Genomic DNA, 20,198 nt, shown 5'->3' with positions numbered 1-20,198 from the left:
CTTGAAATGAGGCGGCTGCTGCTCGGCCTGTGCTTCGTGTTGCTGGCGGGCTGCGCCGCGCGCGCACCGCTGCCGGCGACCACGCCGGCACTGGAGGTGCCACTGCAGCTGCATGTTCAGCGCCGGGGCAGCAAGCCGGCCGACTGGTTGCTGGTGATCCAGCGCGAAGGGGCGTCGCTGCGCTGGTCGCTGCTCGACCCGCTGGGCATTCCACTGGCGCGACAGCAGTTGCGCGGCGGCGCCTGGCAGGCTGATGGGCTGCTTCGACCCAATCCGGAGGCGCGCGAACTGTTCGCCGCCCTGCTGTTCGCCCTGACCGACCGCGACCAGCTGGCCGCGCTGTATGGCGCCGCGGCCGAACAGCCAGGTGCTGGCGAGCGCCGGCTGCGCCAGGGCGACGACCTGCGCTGGCAGGTCCGCTATCGCGCGGCACAGCGCTTCGAACTCGACGTGGCGCCAGGGCTGACCTATCGTGTCGCCCCCTTGCCCGACTCGCCCGGAAGCCAATGATGACCGCCTACCTCGACGCCCTTGGCGTGATCTGCGCGCTCGGCAGTGGCAAGACCGAGGTGGCAGGGCGGCTGTTCGCCGGCGATGTCTCGGGCATGCAGGTCCACCCGCTGCCTGTGGCCGGCCGTCGACTGCCGGTAGGCGCGGTCCGCTCAGCGTTGCCGGCAATGCCTGATGACGATCCGCGCCATGCCACCCGCAACAACCAGCTGCTGCTGGCCGCTGCACTGGAGATCGAAGGCGATATTCGCCAGGCCATCGCCCGTTACGGCCGGCATCGCATCGGTGTGGTCCTGGGCACCAGTACCACCGGCATCCAGGAAGCCGCACAGGGTATTGCCGGCCTGCTGCACGACGGCGCCTTTCCACCCGGCTACCACTATGCGCACCAGGAGCTGGCAGCACCGGCGAGTTTTCTCGGTGAATGGCTGCAACTGGGCGGCCCCTGCTATGCCATCTCCACCGCCTGCACCTCCAGTGCACGCGCCCTGCTAAGCGCCAAACGCCTGCTCGACGCCGGCATCTGCGACGCAGTGCTGTGCGGCGGTGTCGACAGCCTGAGCGACCTGACCCTGCAAGGCTTCACCGCGCTGGAAGCCACCAGCGAGTCGCTGTGCAATCCCTTCTCGCGCAACCGCAACGGCATCAACATCGGCGAGGCGGCGGCGCTGTTTCTGATGACCCGCGAGCCCGCTGATGGCGCCATCGCCCTGCTTGGCGGCGGCGCCAGTTCCGACGCCTACCATATATCCGCCCCCGAACCGGAAGGCCGCGGCGCGCTTGCCGCCATGCGCCAGGCGCTGGCCACTGCCGGCTGCACACCGGAAGAGGTCGATTACCTCAACCTGCACGGCACAGCCACCGCGCACAACGACGCCATGGAAAGCCAGGCCGTTTCCACGCTGTTTCCTCAGGGTGTCGCCTGTTCTTCGAGCAAGCCGCTGACCGGCCATACCCTCGGCGCCGCTGGCGCGCTGGAGGCGGCGTTCTGCTGGCTTGCGCTATCGCGCTTCAACGCCGACCAGCAGTTGCCACCGCATCGCTGGGACGGCCAGCCGGATCCGGAGCTGCCACCGCTGCGCCTGGTGACCGCCGAACTGCGAATGGGTAGAACCTCGCCGCGCCGAATGATGAGCAACTCCTTCGCCTTCGGTGGCAACAATATCAGCCTGATCCTGGGAGACGCGCCGTGATCGACTGGCCCCTCGCCGAACTGCTACCCCACGCTGGCGACATGATCCTGCTCGACGCTGTCGAGCGCTTCGATGAAGACAGCGTGGAGACTCACCTGCAGGTACGCGCCGACGGCCTGCTCAGCGCCGCCGACGGCAGTCTGCCTGCCTGGGTCGGCGTCGAGATCATGGCGCAAAGCGTCGCGGCCTTCGCCGGCTGCCATGCGCGTCAGGCCGGTCAGCCGGTGGAGCTGGGCTTTCTGCTCGGCACCCGTAGCTACCAGTGCAATGTCGAAACCTTCCCGGTCGGCGCCCGGCTGCGCGTCCGTGCCACTCGTTCGCTGCAGGACGACAACGGCATGGGCGTGTTCGAATGTCATCTCGACGGCCCCGGCATCCATGCCGAGGCCCGTCTGAACGTGTTCCGCCCGCCCGAAGTGGCGAGTTACCTACAAGAGTCTGCCCCATGAGTGAAACCGTCCTCGTCACCGGCTCCAGCCGAGGCATTGGCCGCGCCATCGCGCTGCGCCTGGCCCGCGCCGGCCATGACATCGTGCTGCACTGCCGCTCGCGCCGCGACCAGGCCGAAGCGGTCCAGGCCGAGATACAGACGATGGGTCGCAGCTCGCGCATCCTGCAGTTCGACATCGCCGACCGCGCCGCCTGCCGGCGCGAGCTGGAAGCCGATGTCGAAGCGCATGGCGCCTACTACGGCGTCGTCTGCAACGCCGGTCTGACTCGCGACGGTGCCTTCCCGGCCCTGAGCGACGATGACTGGGACCAGGTACTGCGTACCAACCTGGACGGTTTCTACAATGTGCTGCAGCCGCTAACCATGCCGATGATTCGCCGCCGCCAGCCGGGGCGCATCGTCTGCATCACCTCCGTATCCGGCCTGATCGGCAACCGCGGCCAGGTCAACTACAGCGCGTCCAAGGCTGGCGTCATCGGTGCGGCGAAGGCGTTGGCGGTGGAGCTGGGCAAGCGCAGGATCACCGTCAACTGCGTTGCCCCCGGACTGATCGATACCGAGATGCTCGACGCCGAACTGCCCATCGAAGAAATGCTGAAGATGGTTCCGGCACAGCGCATGGGCACCCCGGAAGAGGTCGCCGGTGCGGTGAATTTCCTGATGTCCGCCGAGGCGGCGTATATCACCCGGCAGGTGATCGCCGTCAACGGAGGGCTGTGCTGATGAACAGCAGACGCGTGGTGGTCACCGGCATGGCCGGCATCACCTCCCTGGGCAGCGACTGGACGAGCATCGAAGCCAATTTCAGTGCCAACCGCAGCGGCATCCGCCGCATGGCCGAGTGGGACCGCTTCACGGAGCTCAACACCCGCCTGGCCGGCCCGGTGGACGACTTCAGCGTGCCGCCGCACTGGACGCGCAAGCAGCTGCGCAGCATGGGCCGCGTGTCACGACTGTCGGTGCTGGCCGCCGAACGCGCGCTCGCCGACGCTGGTCTTTTAGAAGACGCCTCGATACGCGACGGCCGCATGGGTGTCGCCTGCGGTTCGTCCACCGGCAGCACCGAGGAGATCAAGGCGTTCGGCAACATGCTGCTGAACTCGGTGGCCGACGGGCTGAATGCCAACTCCTACATCCGCATGATGCCGCACACCACCGCGGCCAATATCAGCATCTTCTTCGGCCTCACCGGCCGGGTGATCCCCACCTCCAGCGCCTGCACCAGCGGCAGCCAGGGCATCGGTTACGCCTACGAGGCGATCAAGTTCGGCCGTCTGCCACTGATGCTTGCCGGCGGCGCCGAGGAGCTCTGCGCCACCGAGGCCATGGTCTTCGATGCGCTCTATGCCACCAGCTTGAAGAACGACGCACCGCATACTTCGCCGCGCCCCTACGACAGCGGCCGTGATGGCCTGGTGATCGGCGAAGGCGCCGGCATGCTGGTGCTCGAGGAACTTGAGCATGCACTGGCCCGCGGCGCGACGATTCACGCCGAGCTGGTCGGCTTCGGCAGCAACGCCGATGGCCAACATGCCACCAAGCCGGAACAGCTGACCATGCGCCGCGCCATGGAACTGGCCCTGGAAGATGCCGGGCTCGCACCGGCGGCCATCGGCTACGTGAATGGCCACGGCACTGCGACCGAACAGGGCGACATCGCCGAAACCCAGGCGACCCAGGCGCTGTTCGGCAGCAGCATGCCGATCAGCTCGCAGAAGTCTTTTCTCGGCCACACCCTCGGCGCATGTGGCGCTCTGGAGTCCTGGTTCAGCATCGAGATGATGAACCGCGACCGCTATATCCACACGCTCAACCTGGATTCGGTCGACCCGCGCTGCGGCGAGCTCGACTATCTGCAGGGTGCGCCGCGCGCCATGCAGCACGAGTACGTGATGAACAACAATTTCGCCTTTGGCGGGATCAACACCTCGCTGATCTTCCGTCGCTGGGCCTGAGTTTCACCCACAACCGCAAGGAAAACGCCGATGAAAACAACCGCATGGATAGGCACAGCGCTGACGCTTCTGGTGCTGCCCGGCATCAGCCAGGCCCGTGACACCACTCACTACCTGCCCTTCGATGCCGTGGTTGCCGAAGCGACCCAGGCCGGTCGACTGGATGGCAGCGTCAAGTTCTACCTGGCCGGCAAGACGCCGGGTAATGCCACGGTCGTGCGCAGCGGCGTTACCACCAGCAAGAAGACCAATGCGTTCAACAAGACCGACGAAGGCGCCTGCAGCTGGGCGCTGCAATCGGCGCTGATCGCCATGCAGCAGGCCGCCAAGGCCGCCGGTGCCAATGCGGTGGTGAACATCGCCAGCAACTACAAGCATGTCGAATACAAGGACAGTCAGAAGTACGAGTGCCACGCTGGCGCCATCATGGCCGGCGTTGCCCTCAAGGGCGATCTGGCCAACGTCAAGTAAGCATCCCTGCCGATGCGCTGGCCAAGGCATCGGCCCTACCGCGGCCGACCGTCTGCTGGAACGTTTGCCGTTGCCGTCGAGTCCACTGAACATCAGTGACCTCCACGGGAGCGCCTCATGTTCGGCAAGTCTTCGCACACCTTCGAAATCAACTACATCTACCAGAACGACCCGCGCGCCGAGACCTATGACGCCGACGTCGACAGCCTGTCCCAGGGCGAGGCGGCGCGGCACCTCATCCAGCTGCACAATGCCGATGCCGAGAACAGCCTGGTGATGCCGAAGGCCGATGCCGACGAGGCGCAGCTGCTGGAGCAGGCCGAAGTCATGGGCATCACCGACATCCGCGTGACCCGCGTGCACAAGCACGAGAAGGGCGATACACCCGGCCACTACAAGCAGCCCTGAGCGAACGCCTAGCGCTGCGCGGAGGCCTCGCGCGTTACCAGTTCCATGAAGGCCTGCGCCAACGGCGACTGCTCCTGCCGGCGTTTGACCAGCCAGACGGCGGTGGTCGCATCCTTGTCCTGCAGGGTGCGGAAGCGCACGCCGTCGATGCGGATGCGCTGGAACGACGCCGGCAACACCGACACTCCCAGCCCGGCGGCGACCAGGCCGATGATGGTCAGCGCCTCGTTCGCCTCCTGGGCAATGCGCGGATTGAAGCCCGCACGGCGCGCCAGGCTGAGCAACTGGTCGTACAGCCCCGTACCGTAGCTGCGCGGGAAGAACACCAAGGGCTCCTCGGCCAGATCGGCCAGTGTCAGCCCCTCATCCCCGGCATCTGCCAACCGGTGTCCCGCATGCATCAGCGCCACCAGCGGCTCACTGAACAGCTCGACGGTCTGCAGGCCCGCCGGCAACGCGAACGGGCGAATCATGCCCACTTGCAGCGTCTCGTCCTGGACGGCATCGACCACCTGCTTGCTGGTCATCTCCTGCAAATCCAGATGCACCGCAGGAAAGGTGCGGCGAAAGGCCAGAATCGCCCGCGGCAGGATCGAGGTGAACGGCGCCGATGAGGTGAACCCCACCTTGAGCTCGCCGATCTCGCCCTGTTCGGCGCGCCTGGCCACGTCTACCGACTTGTCGACCTGCGCGAGCGTGCGCCGCGTTTCCTCGAGAAACAGCCGGCCCGCGTCGGTCAGCGCCACGCGCCGGTTGGTCCGATCGAACAGCCTTACGCCGAGTTCCTGTTCCAGCGCCTGGATCTGCTGGCTCAACGGCGGCTGTGAAATGCGCAGCTGTTCGGCGGCGCGACCGAAGTGCAGTTCCTCGGCGACCGCCACGAAGTAGCGAAGATGACGCAGCTCCATGAGGGCTCCTTATGAGTCGCAAAACATATCATTCAGGTCGAATAATATATTGGATAGCTTAAACAAAGCTTCCTATCATTTCTCCCATAAACCCAAACAACAGCAATCGCGCCCGTCGATCGAAAAAGCGATCACAGGCGTAACGGGCCGCTTTTGGCCGGAAAAAGCGAATCGGACAGAGGTCTTCATCGTGAGCAGTACGCACGACGCCAGCGACGCGTCAGCAGAGATACCGGCGCCTGGCGCGCCCATCAGCCATACAGAGAAAGGCACCCCGCGCTTCGCGCGCACCGCCCTGGCGCTGTTCGCCGGCGGCTTCGCCACCTTCGCCCTGCTCTACTGCGTGCAGCCGATGATGCCCATGCTGTCGCAGGCATTCGGCATCAACGCAGCGCAGAGCAGCCTGATCCTTTCGCTCTCGACGCTGACCCTGGCCGTCGGCCTGCTGATCACCGGGCCGATCTCCGATGCCATCGGCCGCAAGCAGGTGCTGGTCGCCTCCCTGCTCGCTGCCGCGGTGTTCACCGTCGGTAGTGCGCTGGCGCCCAGCTGGCATGGCGTTCTGCTGATGCGCGCACTGGTCGGCCTGGCGCTCAGCGGCGTGGCTGCAGTGGCCATGACCTACCTGAGCGAGGAGATCCATCCCCACCATCTGGGCCTGGCAATGGGGCTGTACATCGGCGGCAACGCCATCGGCGGCATGAGCGGACGCTTGCTGAGCGGCGTGCTGGTGGACTACCTGTCTTGGCATAGCGTGCTGGGACTGATGGGCGGGCTGGCGCTGCTGGCGGCCCTGCTGCTCTGGCGCTTTCTACCGGAATCGCGGCACTTCCGTCCGCGACCGCTGCGCCCGCAGGGATTGCTGCAGGGCTACCGCCTGCACTTCCGCGATGCCGGCCTGCCCTGGCTGTTCCTGCAGGGCTTTCTGCTGATGGGCAGTTTCGTCACGCTGTACAACTACATCGGCTATCGATTGATTGCCGACCCGTTCCACCTCAGCCAGACCATGATCGGTCTGCTGGCGGTGCTCTACCTGTCGGGCATCTATAGCTCGGCTCAAGTCGGCGCGCTGGCCGATCGCTTCGGCCGGCGCCGGGTGTTCTGGCTGGTGATCGCCCTGATGCTGGCGGGCGTGGGCCTGACCCTGTTCGACCGGCTACCGCTGGTGCTGCTGGGCATGCTGCTGTTCACCTTCGGCTTCTTCGGCGCCCACTCGGTCGCCAGCAGCTGGATTGGCCGCCGTGCCCGGCAGGCGCGCGGCCAGGCCTCCTCGCTCTATCTGTTCAGTTACTACCTGGGCTCCAGCATCGCCGGCACGCTGGGTGGAGTTTTCTGGCACGCTGCCGGCTGGGACGGCGTAGGTCTGTTCATCGCCTCGCTGCTGCTGATCGCCTTCGCCGTGGCGCTGCACCTGGCGCGCCTGCGTCCGCTGCCGGAGCCGCAGGCGGCGCACTGAACCCGCAATGCAAAACGCCCCGCTGATGCGGGGCGTTTCGTTTCGAGCCGGTGAAAAGTCAGGCGTGGTATTGCGCGGACAGTTCGTGCACCGACTCGATGAAGGCGCCGGCATGGGCTGGATCGACTTCCGGCGTGATGCCGTGGCCCAGGTTGAACACGTGGCCATTGCCATGACCGAAGCTGGCCAGGATACGCGCGACCTCGGCGCGGATGGCGTCGGGCTTGGCATAGAGCACGCTCGGGTCCATGTTGCCCTGCAGTGCCACCTTGTCGCCGACGCGGCGGCGCGCCTCGCCGATGTCGCAGGTCCAGTCCAGCCCCAGCGCTTCGGCACCGGCGTCGGCCATGGACTCCAGCCACAGCCCGCCACCCTTGGTGAACAGGATCACCGGCACGCGGCGGCCGTCATGTTCACGGATCAGACCGTCTACGATTTTGCGCATATAGGCCAGGGAGAACTCCTGATAGGCCGCGGCCGACAGGCTGCCACCCCAGGAATCGAAGATCTGCACCGCCTGGGCGCCGGCCAGGATCTGGCCGTTGAGATAGCTGGTGACCGACTGGGCCAGCTTGTCCAGCAGCGCGTGCATCGCCTGCGGGTTTTCGTAGAGCATCGCCTTGGATTTGCGGAAGTCCTTCGAGGAGCCGCCCTCGACCATGTAGGTCGCCAGGGTCCACGGGCTGCCGGAGAAACCGATCAGCGGTACGCGGCCGTTGAGTTCACGGCGAATGGTGCGCACCGCGTCCATCACGTATCCCAGATCCTTCTCCGGATCGGGAATCGGTAGCGCCTCGATGTCCGCCGCACTGCTCACCACCTTCTTGAAGCGCGGACCTTCGCCGGTCTCGAAGTACAGGCCGAGCCCCATGGCGTCCGGCACGGTGAGGATATCGGAGAACAGGATCGCAGCATCCAGCGGATAGCGATCCAGCGGCTGCAGAGTCACCTCGCAGGCGAGCTCCGGATTCATGCACAGGCTCATGAAGTCACCGGCCTTGGCGCGGCTGGCCCGGTATTCGGGCAGATAACGGCCGGCCTGGCGCATCATCCACACCGGGGTGACGTCGACAGGCTGCTTGAGCAGGGCACGAAGGAAGCGGTCGTTCTTCAAGGCAGTCATGGCAGGGTTCCAGCGAAAAAGTGCCGTGCATTGTCGCAAAGCGGAAAAAAAAAGGCACGGCGAGCGCCGTGCCATTTGCCTGTGGGCTTGATTCAAATCAGGCCGTTCCGAGCGCCTGTCGGCGCCCGGCCAACAGCGATCAGACGCCCAGATAATCCATGATGCCTTCGGCAGCCTGGCGCCCTTCGTAGATCGCGGTCACCACCAGATCGGAGCCGCGGACCATATCGCCGCCGGCGAAGATCTTCGGGTTGCTGGTCTGGTGCTTGAACTGACCCTGCTCGGGGGCGACGACGCGGCCCTGGTTGTCCAGTTGGATACCCTGGCCCTCGAACCACGGTGCCGGGCTCGGCCGGAAACCGAAGGCAATGACCACTGCATCGGCCGGCAGCACCTGCTCGGAGCCTGGGATCGGCTCGGGGCTGCGGCGGCCACGGGCATCCGGCGCGCCGAGACGGGTCTCGACCACCTTCACACCTTCGACCTTGCCTTCGCCGACGATGGCGATGGGCTGGCGATTGAAGAGGAACTTCACGCCCTCTTCCTTGGCGTTCTTCACTTCACGGCGCGAACCCGGCATGTTTGCCGCATCACGACGATAGGCACAGGTCACGCTCTTGGCGCCCTGGCGGATGGAGGTGCGGTTGCAGTCCATCGCGGTATCACCACCACCCAGAACCACGACCTTCTTGCCCTTCATGTCGATGAAGTCCTCGGCGGACTTTTCGAAGCCGAGGTTGCGGTTGACGTTGGCGATGAGGAAATCCAGCGCGTCGTACACGCCCGGCAGATCCTCGCCAGGGAAGCCGCCCTTCATGTAGGTGTAGGTGCCCATACCCATGAACACCGCATCGTAATCGGCCAGCAGCTGGTCGATGGTGATGTCCTTGCCCACCTCGGTGTTCAGGCGGAACTCGATGCCCATGCCGCTGAAGATCTCGCGGCGGCGGCTGAGCACGGTTTTTTCCAGCTTGAACTCGGGAATGCCGAAGGTCAGCAGGCCACCGATCTCCGGATTCTTGTCGAATACCACCGGGGTCACACCGTTGCGCACGAGGATATCCGCGCAACCGAGGCCTGCCGGGCCGGCACCGATGATGGCGACCTTCTTGCCGGTCGGCTTGACCTTGGACATGTCCGGCCGCCAGCCCATGGCGAAGGCGGTATCGGCGATGTATTTCTCTACCGAGCCGATGGTCACCGCGCCGAAACCGTCATTCAGGGTACAGGCACCTTCGCAGAGGCGGTCCTGCGGGCAGACGCGGCCGCAGACTTCCGGCAGGGTGTTGGTCTGATGAGCCAGCTCGGCAGCGGCGAGGATGTTGCCCTCGGAGACCAGCTTGAGCCAGTTGGGAATGTAGTTGTGGACCGGGCACTTCCACTCGCAATAGGGGTTGCCACAGCCCAGGCAGCGGTGGGCCTGTTCGCAGGCCTGCTGCGGCTTGAAGGGTTCGTAGATCTCGACGAACTCCTTCTTGCGCTGGCGCAGCAGCTTCTTCTTCGGATCCTTGCGCCCGACCTCGATGAACTGGAAGTCGTTATTCAGACGTTCAGTCATTTCATAACCTCTCAACAGCGGCCGTAGACGATACATACGGCTGCAAGACAATCAGGGTGAGCAGCGGCCCCAGCCAAGGCGGGGCCGCTGCCTGAAGCGGCTTCTTGTTATTGCGGGTTGGCCCGGGTGCTCGACAGCAGCGAAGCCAGGTTGGCCGCCTTGGGCTTGACCAGCCAGAACCGACGCAGGTAGTCGTCTAGATTATCCAGCAGTTCAGCCCCCCACTCACTTGCGGTTTCCGCAACGTACTCGCGCAGCACGTCCTGCAGGTGGCTGCGATGGGCTTCCATCGCCTCGCCGGTAATGCGCTGCAGGTTGACCAGTTCGTTGTTCACGCGATCGACGAAGCTGTTGTCCATGTCCAGCACATAGGCGAAACCGCCGGTCATGCCCGAACCGAAATTGTGTCCGGTCTTGCCGAGCACGCAGACGAAGCCGCCGGTCATGTACTCGCAGCAATGGTCGCCGGTACCCTCGACGACGGCATGGGCGCCGGAGTTGCGCACCGCGAAACGCTCACCCGCGGTGCCGGCAGCGAACAGCTTGCCGCCGGTGGCGCCGTACAGGCAGGTGTTGCCGATGATCGCCGAATCCTGCGACCGATAGCTGGCGCCCTGCGGCGGGGTGACCACCAGCTTGCCGCCGGTCATACCCTTGCCGACGTAATCGTTGGCGTCGCCCTCCAGGTACAGGTTGAGGCCGCCGGCGTTCCACACTCCGAAGCTCTGACCGGCTGTGCCCTTGAAGCGGAAGGTGATCGGCGCGCCCGCCATGCCCTGGTTGCCATGCTGACGGGCGATCTCGCCGGAGACGCGGGCACCGATGGAACGGTCGCAGTTGCAAATTTCCAGCTCGAACTCGCCACCGCTCTTGGCGTCGATGGCGCCCTTGGCCAGCTTGACCATCTCCTCGGCCAGCAGACCCTGGTCGAACGGCGGGTTCTTCTCCACCTCGCAGAACTGCGGTTTGTCGGCGGCAATGTTGCTGCCGCCTAGCAGCGGGGTCAGGTCGAGGTTGTTCTGCTTGGCGGTGTCGCCCGGCAGCACCTCGAGCAGATCGGTACGGCCGATCAACTCGCCGAGGCTGCGCACGCCCAGCTTGGCCAGCCACTCGCGGGTTTCCTCCGCGACGAACTGGAAGAAGTTGACCACCATGTCGACGGTGCCGATGAAGTGATCCTTGCGCAGCTGCTCGTTCTGCGTGGCAACACCAGTGGCGCAGTTGTTCAGGTGGCAGATGCGCAGGTACTTGCAGCCCAGCGCGATCATCGGTGCGGTACCGAAGCCGAAACTTTCGGCGCCGAGGATCGCGGCCTTGATCACGTCAAGGCCGGTTTTCAGGCCGCCATCGGTTTGCACCCGGACCTTGCCGCGCAGGTCGTTGCCGCGCAGGGTCTGGTGGGTTTCGGCCAGGCCGAGCTCCCACGGCGAGCCGGCATAGCGGATGGACGTCAGTGGCGAAGCGCCGGTGCCGCCGTCGTAGCCGGAAATGGTGATCAGGTCGGCGTAGGCCTTGGCCACGCCGGCAGCGATGGTGCCGACGCCCGGCTCGGCCACCAGCTTGACCGACACCAGCGCCTGCGGATTGACCTGCTTGAGGTCGAAGATCAGCTGCGCCAGGTCCTCGATGGAGTAGATGTCGTGGTGCGGCGGCGGCGAGATCAGCGTCACGCCCGGCACGGCATAGCGCAGTCGGGCGATCAGGCCGTTGACCTTGCCACCGGGCAGCTGACCGCCTTCACCTGGCTTGGCGCCCTGGGCGACCTTGATCTGCAGCACTTCGGCGTTGACCAGGTACTCCGGCGTGACACCGAAGCGACCGGTTGCGACCTGCTTGATCTTCGAGCTGCGCTCGGTGCCGTAGCGGGCTGGATCTTCACCGCCTTCGCCGGAGTTCGAGCGCGCGCCGATGCGGTTCATCGCCGCGGCGATGGCCTCGTGCGCTTCCGGCGACAGGGCACCGAGCGAGATACCGGCGGAGTCGAAACGCTTGAGGATCGCTTCCAGCGGCTCGACCTCCTCCAGCGCCAGCGGCTGCTCGGCCACCTTTACCTTGAGCAGGTCACGCAGCATGGCCACGGGACGCTGATCGACCAGTGCGGTGTATTCCTTGAAGCGGCTGTAGTCACCGCTCTGCACGGCCACTTGCAGCGCGCTGACCACATCGGGGTTGTAGGCGTGGTACTCACCGCCGTAGACGAACTTCAGCAGGCCGCCCTGCTGGATCGGCTTGCGATTGCTCCAGGCTTCGGCGGCCAGCGCCTTCTGCTCGGCCTCGAGATCCTCGAAGCGCGCGCCCTTGATACGACTGGCGACGCCACGGAAGCTGAGTTCCACGACTTCGTCGGACAGACCCACGGCTTCGAACAGCTGCGCACCACGGTAGGAGGCGATGGTAGAGATGCCCATCTTGGAGATGATCTTCATCAGCCCTTTGGAGATGCCCTTGCGATAGTGCTTGAACACCTCATACAGATCGCCCAGCACCTCGCCGGTGCGGATCAGGTCGCCCAGCACCTCGAAGGCAAGGAACGGGTAGACCGCAGTCGCGCCGAAGCCGATCAGCACGGCGAAGTGATGCGGATCTCGCGCAGTGGCGGTTTCCACCAGAATGTTGCAGCTGCAGCGCAGGCCGGTTTCCACCAGACGGTGGTGAACCGCACCCACGGCCAGCGAAGCATGAACCGGCAGTTTGCCTGGTGCGATATGACGATCGCTGAGGACCAGCAGCACCTTGCCACCACGTACGGCTTCCTCGGCCTGATCGGCAATATTGCGAATCGCCGCCTCGAGGCCGATGGTTTCGTCGTAGTTCAGGTCGATGACCAGACGTTCGAAACCCGGACGCTCCAGGTTCATGATCGTGCGCCACTTCGCTGGCGAGATCACCGGGGTAGTCAGGATCGCGCGGTTGGCGTGATCGGCGGTTTCCTCGAAGACATTGCGCTCGGCACCCAGACAGGTTTCCAGCGACATCACGATGGCTTCGCGCAGCGGGTCGATCGGCGGGTTGGTGACTTGGGCGAACTGCTGGCGGAAGTAGTCGTAGGGCGACCGTACGCGGCGCGACAGAACTGCCATGGGTGTATCGTCGCCCATCGAGCCGACCGCTTCCTGGCCCTGCTCGGCCAGCGGACGCAGCACCTGATCACGCTCCTCGAAGGTGACCTGGTACATCTTCATGTACTGCTTGAGCTGGTCAGCGTCGTAGAAGGCCGAACCGTGATCGTTGTCATCGAGGGTCGACTGGATGCGCAGCGCGTTCTGCCGCAGCCACTTCTTGTAGGGCTGCTGCGCCTTCAGGTGGTTGTCGATGTCGTCGGTGTGCAGCACCTTGCCGGTGTGGGTGTCCACCGCGAGGATCTGCCCCGGGCCGACACGGCCCTTGGCCAGGACGTCCTCGGGCTTGTAATCCCACACGCCGACTTCCGAGGCGAGGGTGATGTAGCCATTCTTGGTGGTCACCCAACGCGCCGGGCGCAGGCCGTTACGGTCGAGCAGACAGACCGCGTGGCGTCCGTCGGTCAACACCACGCCAGCCGGGCCGTCCCAGGGCTCCATGTGCATGGAGTTAAATTCGTAGAAGGCGCGCAGATCGGGGTCCATGGTCTCGACGTTCTGCCACGCCGGCGGAATGATCATGCGCAGGCCACGGAACAGATCCATTCCGCCGGTGACCAAGAGTTCGAGCATGTTGTCCATGCTCGAGGAGTCAGAGCCGGTGCGGTTGATCAACGGCGACAGGCTTTCGAGATCCGGCAGCAATTCGTTGGCGAACTTCAGACGGCGCGCCTGGGCCCAGTTGCGGTTACCGGTGATGGTGTTGATTTCACCGTTGTGCGCCAGGAAGCGGAACGGCTGAGCCAGCCGCCACTGCGGCATGGTGTTGGTGGAGAAACGCTGGTGGAACACGCAGATCGCGGTCGCGAGGCGCTCGTCACCCAGGTCCGGGTAGAACTGGGCCAGGTCGGCCGGCATCATCAGGCCTTTGTAGATGATGTCTTTGTCGGAGAGACTGCATACATAGAAGGCGCTGTCGTCAGCCAGCGCCACTTCCGCGCGGCGCCGGGCGAAGAACAGCTTGATGCCGAAATCACGCTCAGCGATACCGTCTCCGGCAACGAACACCTGCTCGATGCGCGGCAGACGCTCGAGCGCGAGTTGGCCCAGGACACCGGTATCGACCGGCACCTCGCGCCAGCCGACCAGCGTCAGGCCCTGGGCGACGATCTCCTCGCTCAAGCGAGTCCGTGCGTGGTCGGCCTTGGCTGCGTCCTGATCGAGGAACACCATGCCGACGGCATATTGCGCGGGCAACTCGACATTGAAGTGCTCCAGTGCCTTCGCGCGCAGAAAGGCATCTGGCTTCTGCATCAGCAGACCGCAACCGTCGCCGGTCTTGCCATCGGCATTGATGCCGCCGCGGTGCGTCATACAGGTCAGGGACTGGATGGCAGTCTTTAGCAGGTGATGGCTAGCCTCGCCCTGCATGTGGGCAATCAGACCGAAGCCGCAGTTATCCTTGAACTCTTCAGGACGAAACAGACCTGCTCTCATAGGCACTCCACCAGCTAAATACGTTGTAAATCAACCCCTTATTGACGGCGCAGCAAATCACCCCGTCATTCACGTGGGCAAAAGGGGGAGCAGTTTACAAAGCCAGCTAGAGCGACACAATTTATTTTTGCAAGCCCCAAAACAGTGCATTGCGCACTTTTTTGGGGCATTTTTACGCTATTGGCCGATTTCTTTTTGCACGCTGCCAAATGTACGCACCCAAGGCTTGCCGGATTGCAGCGACGCAGGCAGTGATTTGACCGCCGTTAGCGCCGCGGCGCGACTGTTGAAACTGCCATAGGTCACAACATAGAGCGGCTTGCCGTCATGCTGCTTGACGAAATAGCGATAGCCACTTCCTTGCTGCCGGACAATTGCCTGCGCATTTTTCTCGGCACGTGTGCCGAGAATCTGGACCAGGTGGTTGCTCGCAGGCTGGCTCGCATACCAGCTACCGTGCCCCGACACGGGCGGTGAAGCCTCAGCGGTGATGCCTGGCTTGGCTGCAGCAGCGCTCTGTCGCGCAGCGACCGGGTCTGGCGTAGTCGCCGGTGCCGGCGCCGGCGCCGCGGATGCGACCGACGAAGCCTGCTCCGATATTTGCGGAGCGGGAGCGGGAGCGGGGGCAGGCGCTACGGGAGAGGTAGCGTTTACCGGCTCCGAATCATCAGAGTCGGACATCGCGACGCCACTCTCGTCTTCCCCGCCCGCTGCGGCCGCCAGAGGCTCTCGAATCACAGGCTGCGCATCATTACCCAACGGCAACGACAACGGACGCTCGCTGCCATCGAACTCGATAGCAGCCTGCCCGTCCTGCCCGGCTGGCTCCTGACCAGCATCAGCCGTGGCCGCGGTATCGAGCGGTAGCTGAGTCACCTCCGGCGCGACTGACTGCCGAACGTCCTGCCCGCGCAGCAACAGGAAAGCCACCGCAACGAGCAGAACAACCGCAAGGGCGGCCAGTACGTGCTTGCGCGGCAGGGCGAAGCCAATGCCGCCGGCCTTGTGGCGCCCGCGGCTGCCCTGCATCGCGGCAAGGAGTTCATCACGGGCGATCTGGTTGATCGAGCCAGGCCAGCCGCCTGATTCATCGTGGATGCGCGCGATCTGCTCTTGGCTGAGACACTCGATGCCGCTACCCGCGCCCTCGAGCCGCAACGCCAGGTACTCGCGCGTCTCGTCTTCCTCGTATGGCTGCAAGGCAATGACATGGTAGCGCTCGTCGCCCTCGCTCAGGGCCTCGAGACGTCCGGCAAGGGCTGTTTCGCCAAATAGAAAAACGTGAGGGCGGGCTTCGGGAACTCCCGCAGCAAGGCGCAGCAGCGTCTCGATCGCCGCTGCAGTGAGGCGTTCCGCGTCGTCTACCAGCAGATAGACTTCCTGCCCTGTGAGGGCCAGCTGGACGACCTGCGCCATCACACCCTCAAAGTCAGCCTCGCGACTGTTCAGCGCCTGCGCGATCTGCGCGATCAACGCCGTGGAATCGGTAGTGTCCTGCGGCGTGATAACGACACTCTGGACCGCTTGCTTGTTGCTGCTGGCCACCAAGGCCTGCCGGAGCAATGTCTTGCCGCTGCCTTCGGGCCCCGTCACCAACAGCAGCAGCTGACTGTAGCGCGCGAGGTGATGCAACTGCCCCAGCACTGGCTTACGCTGCGCGGGAAAGAACTTGAAACCCGGAACACGCGCCGCGAAGGGGTCATGGCTGAACCCATAGTGGCTCAGATAGGCATCGTCGGCCGACAAACTGGTCATGGAAATTTTCTTACGCTCCCATCTGTTCCGTCATTGCGCCGTAGTTGGCGTTCAAGGTCGCCTCCAGTACATCGCGAGGGAAGTCGCCAGTCACCACGGCTTCTCCCATTCCACGCAGCAGGACCAGACGCAGCTTGCCGTCCAGGACCTTCTTGTCGACCGCCATGTGCTGCAGAAAGTCGCCTGGCTGCATTTCGGCAGGGGGGGACACGGGCAGAGCCGCGCGCTGCAGCAAGCGTATAGCGCGATCACGCTCCGCCTGCTGAATCCAACCAAGCCGAGAAGACATCTCAAGGGCCATGACGGTTCCCGCAGCTACCGCCTCACCATGCAGCCAGACGCCATAACCCATGTGGGTCTCGATAGCATGGCCGAAGGTGTGCCCCAGGTTGAGGATGGCCCGCACGCCGGACTCGCGCTCGTCGGCATTGACCACCCGCGCCTTCGCCGCGCACGAACGATGGATCGCTTCGGTCAAAGCGACCGGGTCGAGAGCCCGCAGCCGGTCGACATTCAATTCGAGCCAGCCGATAAACTCTTCATCGCAGATCAACCCGTACTTGATGACCTCCGCCAGCCCGGCCGACAGCTCACGGGATGGCAGAGTGGCGAGTGTCGAAGTATCGATGATCACCGCTCGAGGCTGGTAGAAGGCACCGATCATGTTCTTGCCCAGCGGGTGATTGATACCGGTTTTGCCGCCGACCGAAGAGTCCACCTGGGACAGCAGGGTTGTCGGCACCTGGATAAAATCGACCCCACGTTGATAGCTTGCCGCGGCATATCCAGCCATGTCGCCAATGACCCCACCACCTAACGCGATGATCATGGTGTTGCGGTCATGACGCGCCTCGAGGAGCGCATCGAAAATCAGCTGAAGCGTCTGCCAGTTTTTGTGCTTCTCGCCATCAGGCAGAATTATGGAAGTAACAGCGTACCCGGAGAGCGCTTGTCTGAGCCGCTCGAGATACAGCGGCGCGACCGTCTCGTTGGTAACGATGGCAACCTGGCGCCCGCGAATCTTTTCCTCGAAGAGATCGCGGCGGTCGACCAACCGCTCGCCGATGTGGATGGGATAGCTACGCTCACCGAGATCGACCTGAAGAGTCCGCATGACACCCCCGAAATAAAGGGGCTTAGGATAACGCAGATTCGTCGCGGCTTTCACCGGACGCAAGCGACGCGAGACGATCGAGAATTTCCATCACCACCAAACGCGGCGGCCGCTCATCGGTCTCGATGATGACGTCCGCAATCGATCGATACAACGGATCACGAACTGCCATCAGGTTGGCAAGCACACCGCGCGGATCAGCAGCCTGCAGGAGTGGACGATTACGATCCCGGGCGGTGCGCTCGAGTTGCTGATCGACCGAAGTGCAGAGGTAGACCACCCGCCCGCCAGCACGAAGCGCCTTGCGATTGTCTTCACGCAGCACGGCGCCCCCGCCGGTGGCGAGCACCACGCCGTCGAGCCGGCAAAGATCAGCTATCACCGCATGCTCGCGCTCACGGAAGCCACCCTCGCCTTCGACATCGAATATGAGCGGAATACTGGCGCCGGTACGCTGTTCGATCTCCTTGTCGGAGTCCCTGAACGGCAGACGCAGCTCTTTGGCAAGCAAACGCCCGATGGTGCTTTTCCCAGCTCCCATCGGGCCCACGAGAATGAGGTTTTGCATTAACTTCAGCGACTGGCTTGAATCGCCTGATTATTCATGATCCTCGGCGTGATGAACACAAGCAGTTCAGACTTTCGATCCTGCACCAGATCACGACGGAACAGGCGACCCAAGAACGGGAGATCCCCTAGGAACGGCACCTTGTCCACTGACTTGCTCTGCGTATTGGAGAAAACGCCACCGATTACGATCGTCTCACCATCAGTTACCAGAACCTTTGCGTTAACCTCATTCTTGCGAATGGCCGGTACTCCGGTAGTCGCTGCCTGAGAGAAGTCTGGCTCATCCTTAGTGACCTTGACCTCCATGATGATGCGATTATCCGGTGTGATCTGCGGAGTCACTTCCAGCGAGAGAGCTGCCTCCTTGAACGACGTGCTCGTTGCACCACTGGAGCTCGCCTCCTGATAAGGAACTTCGGAGCCCTTGAGGATCTTTGCAGTTTCTTTGTCTGCGGTGACTACCTTAGGCTGCGAGACAACCTCGCCATTACCGGTTTTCTCCATGGCAGACAGCTGTAGATCTAAAATTGCATTATTCGTAACGAAGCCTAAGCCAAATCCAGACGTTGCTCCCACTGCGCCCATATCGACGAAAGGGGTGTTAAGCGGGGTTTCCCGAATGCCGGGAAACCTTCCGACCTGTCCTTCTTCTCCATCCTCTACGCCAAGATCGCCGTCTTTACCCCAAACGTTCCATTTATCTCCCGACCATAAGTTGCCGCCCCAACGAACACCAAGGCTCTTATCGTAGTCGACGTTTGCCTCAACTATGCGCGCCTCAATCATTACCTGCCGAACCGGAATATCCAGTTGAGCCACGATACGACGCAACTCATCGAGACGCTCCTGAGTCTGGTAGGCAATGATATTGTTGGTGCGGTCATCAACCGCAATAGACCCCCGCTCTTCCGCCATCCCGCCATTATCCGTTACCGACTGAAATAGCCTGGCGATGTCAGCGGCCTTGGCATAGTTAACCTGCACCACCTCACGGCGAAGCGGAGCCAGTTCGGCAATCTGCCGCTGAGACTCAAGCTCCTGACGTTCACGTGCGGCAATTTCGTCGGCAGGAGCCACCAGCAGCACGTTACCGACCTGGCGCTTGTCCAACCCCTTGGTCTTAAGCACCAAGTCCAGAGCCTGATCCCACGGCACGTTCTGCAGACGCAGCGTGATATTGCCGCTAACGGTATCGCTTGCGACCAGATTTAGATCCGTGAAATCAGCGATTAGCTGCAATACCGAGCGAACGTCGATGTCTTGGAAATTAAGCGACAGCTTCTCGCCAGAATAAGCAAATCGATCAGCCTTACGCTTTTCCGCTTCGTCTTCCGTAAGAGGTTTTACGCTGATAGTCAGCTTGTTGTCGGTCTGGTAGGCCAAATAGTCATATCGCCCGGTCGGCTCGATTGCGATGCTCGCACCACCTGCCTGAGAAGCGGAATCAACGAACCTGACAGGCGTAGCGAAGTCTTGGACATCCAGGCGCACACGCAGCGATTCCGGCAACTGAGCCTTGGCGAAATTTACGCGAATTTTTCCGCCCTGCTCCTCAATGGTCGAGCTGATTGATGGATCGGATAGCGTAATAATCACATTACCGGCTCCATCATCGCCACGCCGAAAGTCAATGTTGTCAATGGCCCTACCAACAGCCACCACCTTCGCGGGAGCCGTCGTAACAGATGGCTGCGCCACTGCGCTCGGCTGCGCTGAGACCGCTGCTGGGCCACTCGCGCCGGCATGTTCGCCCAGTACGACGAACAGATTCTTGCCATCCACTCGAGTGGAATAGGGCACCAGCGAAGTGAGGTTCACGATCAACCGAGTACGTCCTTGCGCCTCAACGACCGTAACGCTACGCGCATTACCAACCCCGAGCTCACGATTCTTCGCCCCCAGGTTGTTCGATACACCCGGCAGATCCAGGGCAATACGAGCAGGCTGCTCAAGGGTGTAACCACGCGGCGGCGCAACGGGCTCGTCGAAAGCCAGCTTGAGTTCGACTCGATCGCCCGGCAGAGCGGCCACATCCAAGGCATTGAGATTGGCTGCCAGTACAGCCGGCGAGACGAACGCCACAAGCACTGAAATGCCGAGACGCGAGAGAGTACTGTTCATAAATTGCTTCCGTTGTGCAGACCGGTAAAGGTTTTCCATGCTTGTGCCC

16 protein-coding genes are annotated in these 20,198 nt (G+C 63.3%); 8 read left to right on the top strand and 8 right to left on the bottom strand.

Annotated features, from left to right (window positions below; translation table 11 throughout):
* Positions 1–6: 6 nt before the first annotated feature.
* The 7 genes from OUY36_RS03285 to OUY36_RS03255 all read left to right on the top strand — a co-directional run bounded on the left by OUY36_RS03285 (position 7) and on the right by OUY36_RS03255 (position 4,988).
* Complete coding sequence (locus OUY36_RS03285; RefSeq protein ID WP_267936760.1) at positions 7–510, top strand: DUF3261 domain-containing protein; 504 nt, start codon at positions 7–9, stop codon at positions 508–510.
* Positions 510–1,703 (top strand): beta-ketoacyl-[acyl-carrier-protein] synthase family protein, encoded by a 1,194-nt coding sequence (locus tag OUY36_RS03280; protein WP_267936757.1) that lies wholly within the window; start codon positions 510–512, stop codon positions 1,701–1,703. The genes OUY36_RS03285 and OUY36_RS03280 overlap by 1 nt, the downstream gene beginning before the upstream one ends.
* Positions 1,700–2,152 (top strand): ApeP family dehydratase, encoded by a 453-nt coding sequence (locus tag OUY36_RS03275; protein WP_019405670.1) that lies wholly within the window; start codon positions 1,700–1,702, stop codon positions 2,150–2,152. The genes OUY36_RS03280 and OUY36_RS03275 overlap by 4 nt, the downstream gene beginning before the upstream one ends.
* On the top strand, positions 2,149–2,877 hold the full coding sequence (gene fabG, locus OUY36_RS03270) for a 3-oxoacyl-ACP reductase FabG (protein WP_267936755.1): 729 nt from the start codon (positions 2,149–2,151) through the stop codon (positions 2,875–2,877). Before OUY36_RS03275 ends, fabG begins: the two co-directional genes overlap by 4 nt.
* Positions 2,877–4,109, top strand: a complete 1,233-nt coding sequence (locus tag OUY36_RS03265; RefSeq protein WP_200600424.1) for a beta-ketoacyl-ACP synthase — start codon at positions 2,877–2,879, stop codon at positions 4,107–4,109. The genes fabG and OUY36_RS03265 overlap by 1 nt, the downstream gene beginning before the upstream one ends.
* Positions 4,110–4,139: 30 nt before the next feature.
* Entirely contained in the window at positions 4,140–4,580 is a 441-nt protein-coding gene (locus tag OUY36_RS03260; protein WP_045159379.1) for a hypothetical protein, read from the top strand.
* 117 nt (positions 4,581–4,697) lie between these two features.
* On the top strand, positions 4,698–4,988 hold the full coding sequence (locus OUY36_RS03255) for a hypothetical protein (protein ID WP_013981662.1): 291 nt from the start codon (positions 4,698–4,700) through the stop codon (positions 4,986–4,988).
* Positions 4,989–4,996: 8 nt separating this feature from the next.
* On the opposite strand, the gene OUY36_RS03250 is transcribed toward OUY36_RS03255, so the two are convergent.
* Complete coding sequence (locus OUY36_RS03250) at positions 4,997–5,896, bottom strand: LysR family transcriptional regulator (RefSeq protein ID WP_267936753.1); 900 nt, start codon at positions 5,894–5,896, stop codon at positions 4,997–4,999.
* A gap of 229 nt (positions 5,897–6,125) precedes the next feature.
* Between OUY36_RS03250 and OUY36_RS03245 the strand changes: the two genes are divergently transcribed.
* The gene (locus OUY36_RS03245; protein ID WP_442807072.1) at positions 6,126–7,352 is read left to right on the top strand and encodes an MFS transporter; all 1,227 of its coding nucleotides are present in this window, start codon (positions 6,126–6,128) and stop codon (positions 7,350–7,352) included.
* 58 nt (positions 7,353–7,410) lie between these two features.
* Here OUY36_RS03245 and hemE read toward each other — a convergent pair whose 3' ends face one another.
* From hemE to pilQ, 7 genes are all read right to left on the bottom strand, one after another.
* Positions 7,411–8,475: a uroporphyrinogen decarboxylase gene (gene hemE, locus OUY36_RS03240; RefSeq protein WP_013981660.1), complete on the bottom strand. Its 1,065-nt coding sequence runs from the start codon at positions 8,473–8,475 to the stop codon at positions 7,411–7,413.
* 139 nt (positions 8,476–8,614) lie between these two features.
* Complete coding sequence (locus OUY36_RS03235) at positions 8,615–10,033, bottom strand: FAD-dependent oxidoreductase (RefSeq protein ID WP_063539621.1); 1,419 nt, start codon at positions 10,031–10,033, stop codon at positions 8,615–8,617.
* Between the two features lie 107 nt (positions 10,034–10,140).
* Positions 10,141–14,589, bottom strand: coding sequence for a glutamate synthase large subunit (gene gltB, locus OUY36_RS03230; RefSeq protein WP_267936747.1), 4,449 nt, complete (start codon positions 14,587–14,589; stop codon positions 10,141–10,143).
* Between the two features lie 177 nt (positions 14,590–14,766).
* Entirely contained in the window at positions 14,767–16,344 is a 1,578-nt protein-coding gene (locus OUY36_RS03225; protein WP_267936746.1) for an AAA family ATPase, read from the bottom strand.
* Between the two features lie 10 nt (positions 16,345–16,354).
* Positions 16,355–17,458 carry a 3-dehydroquinate synthase gene (aroB, locus tag OUY36_RS03220; protein ID WP_161611795.1) on the bottom strand — a complete coding sequence of 368 codons (1,104 nt, stop codon included), beginning with the start codon at positions 17,456–17,458 and terminating at the stop codon, positions 16,355–16,357.
* 22 nt (positions 17,459–17,480) lie between these two features.
* The gene (gene aroK, locus OUY36_RS03215; protein ID WP_161611796.1) at positions 17,481–18,026 is read right to left on the bottom strand and encodes a shikimate kinase AroK; all 546 of its coding nucleotides are present in this window, start codon (positions 18,024–18,026) and stop codon (positions 17,481–17,483) included.
* 5 nt (positions 18,027–18,031) lie between these two features.
* Positions 18,032–20,149, bottom strand: coding sequence for a type IV pilus secretin PilQ (pilQ, locus tag OUY36_RS03210; protein ID WP_156245536.1), 2,118 nt, complete (start codon positions 20,147–20,149; stop codon positions 18,032–18,034).
* Positions 20,150–20,198 lie beyond the last annotated feature (49 nt).

Origin of the sequence: Stutzerimonas sp. R40042 (genome assembly GCF_026642215.1) — a bacterium.
In the GTDB taxonomy this organism is placed as follows: Bacteria; Pseudomonadota; Gammaproteobacteria; order Pseudomonadales; family Pseudomonadaceae; genus Stutzerimonas; species Stutzerimonas frequens.
Note: the sequence above shows the minus strand (reverse complement) of the source record. Positions and strands in the feature narration are given on the sequence as shown.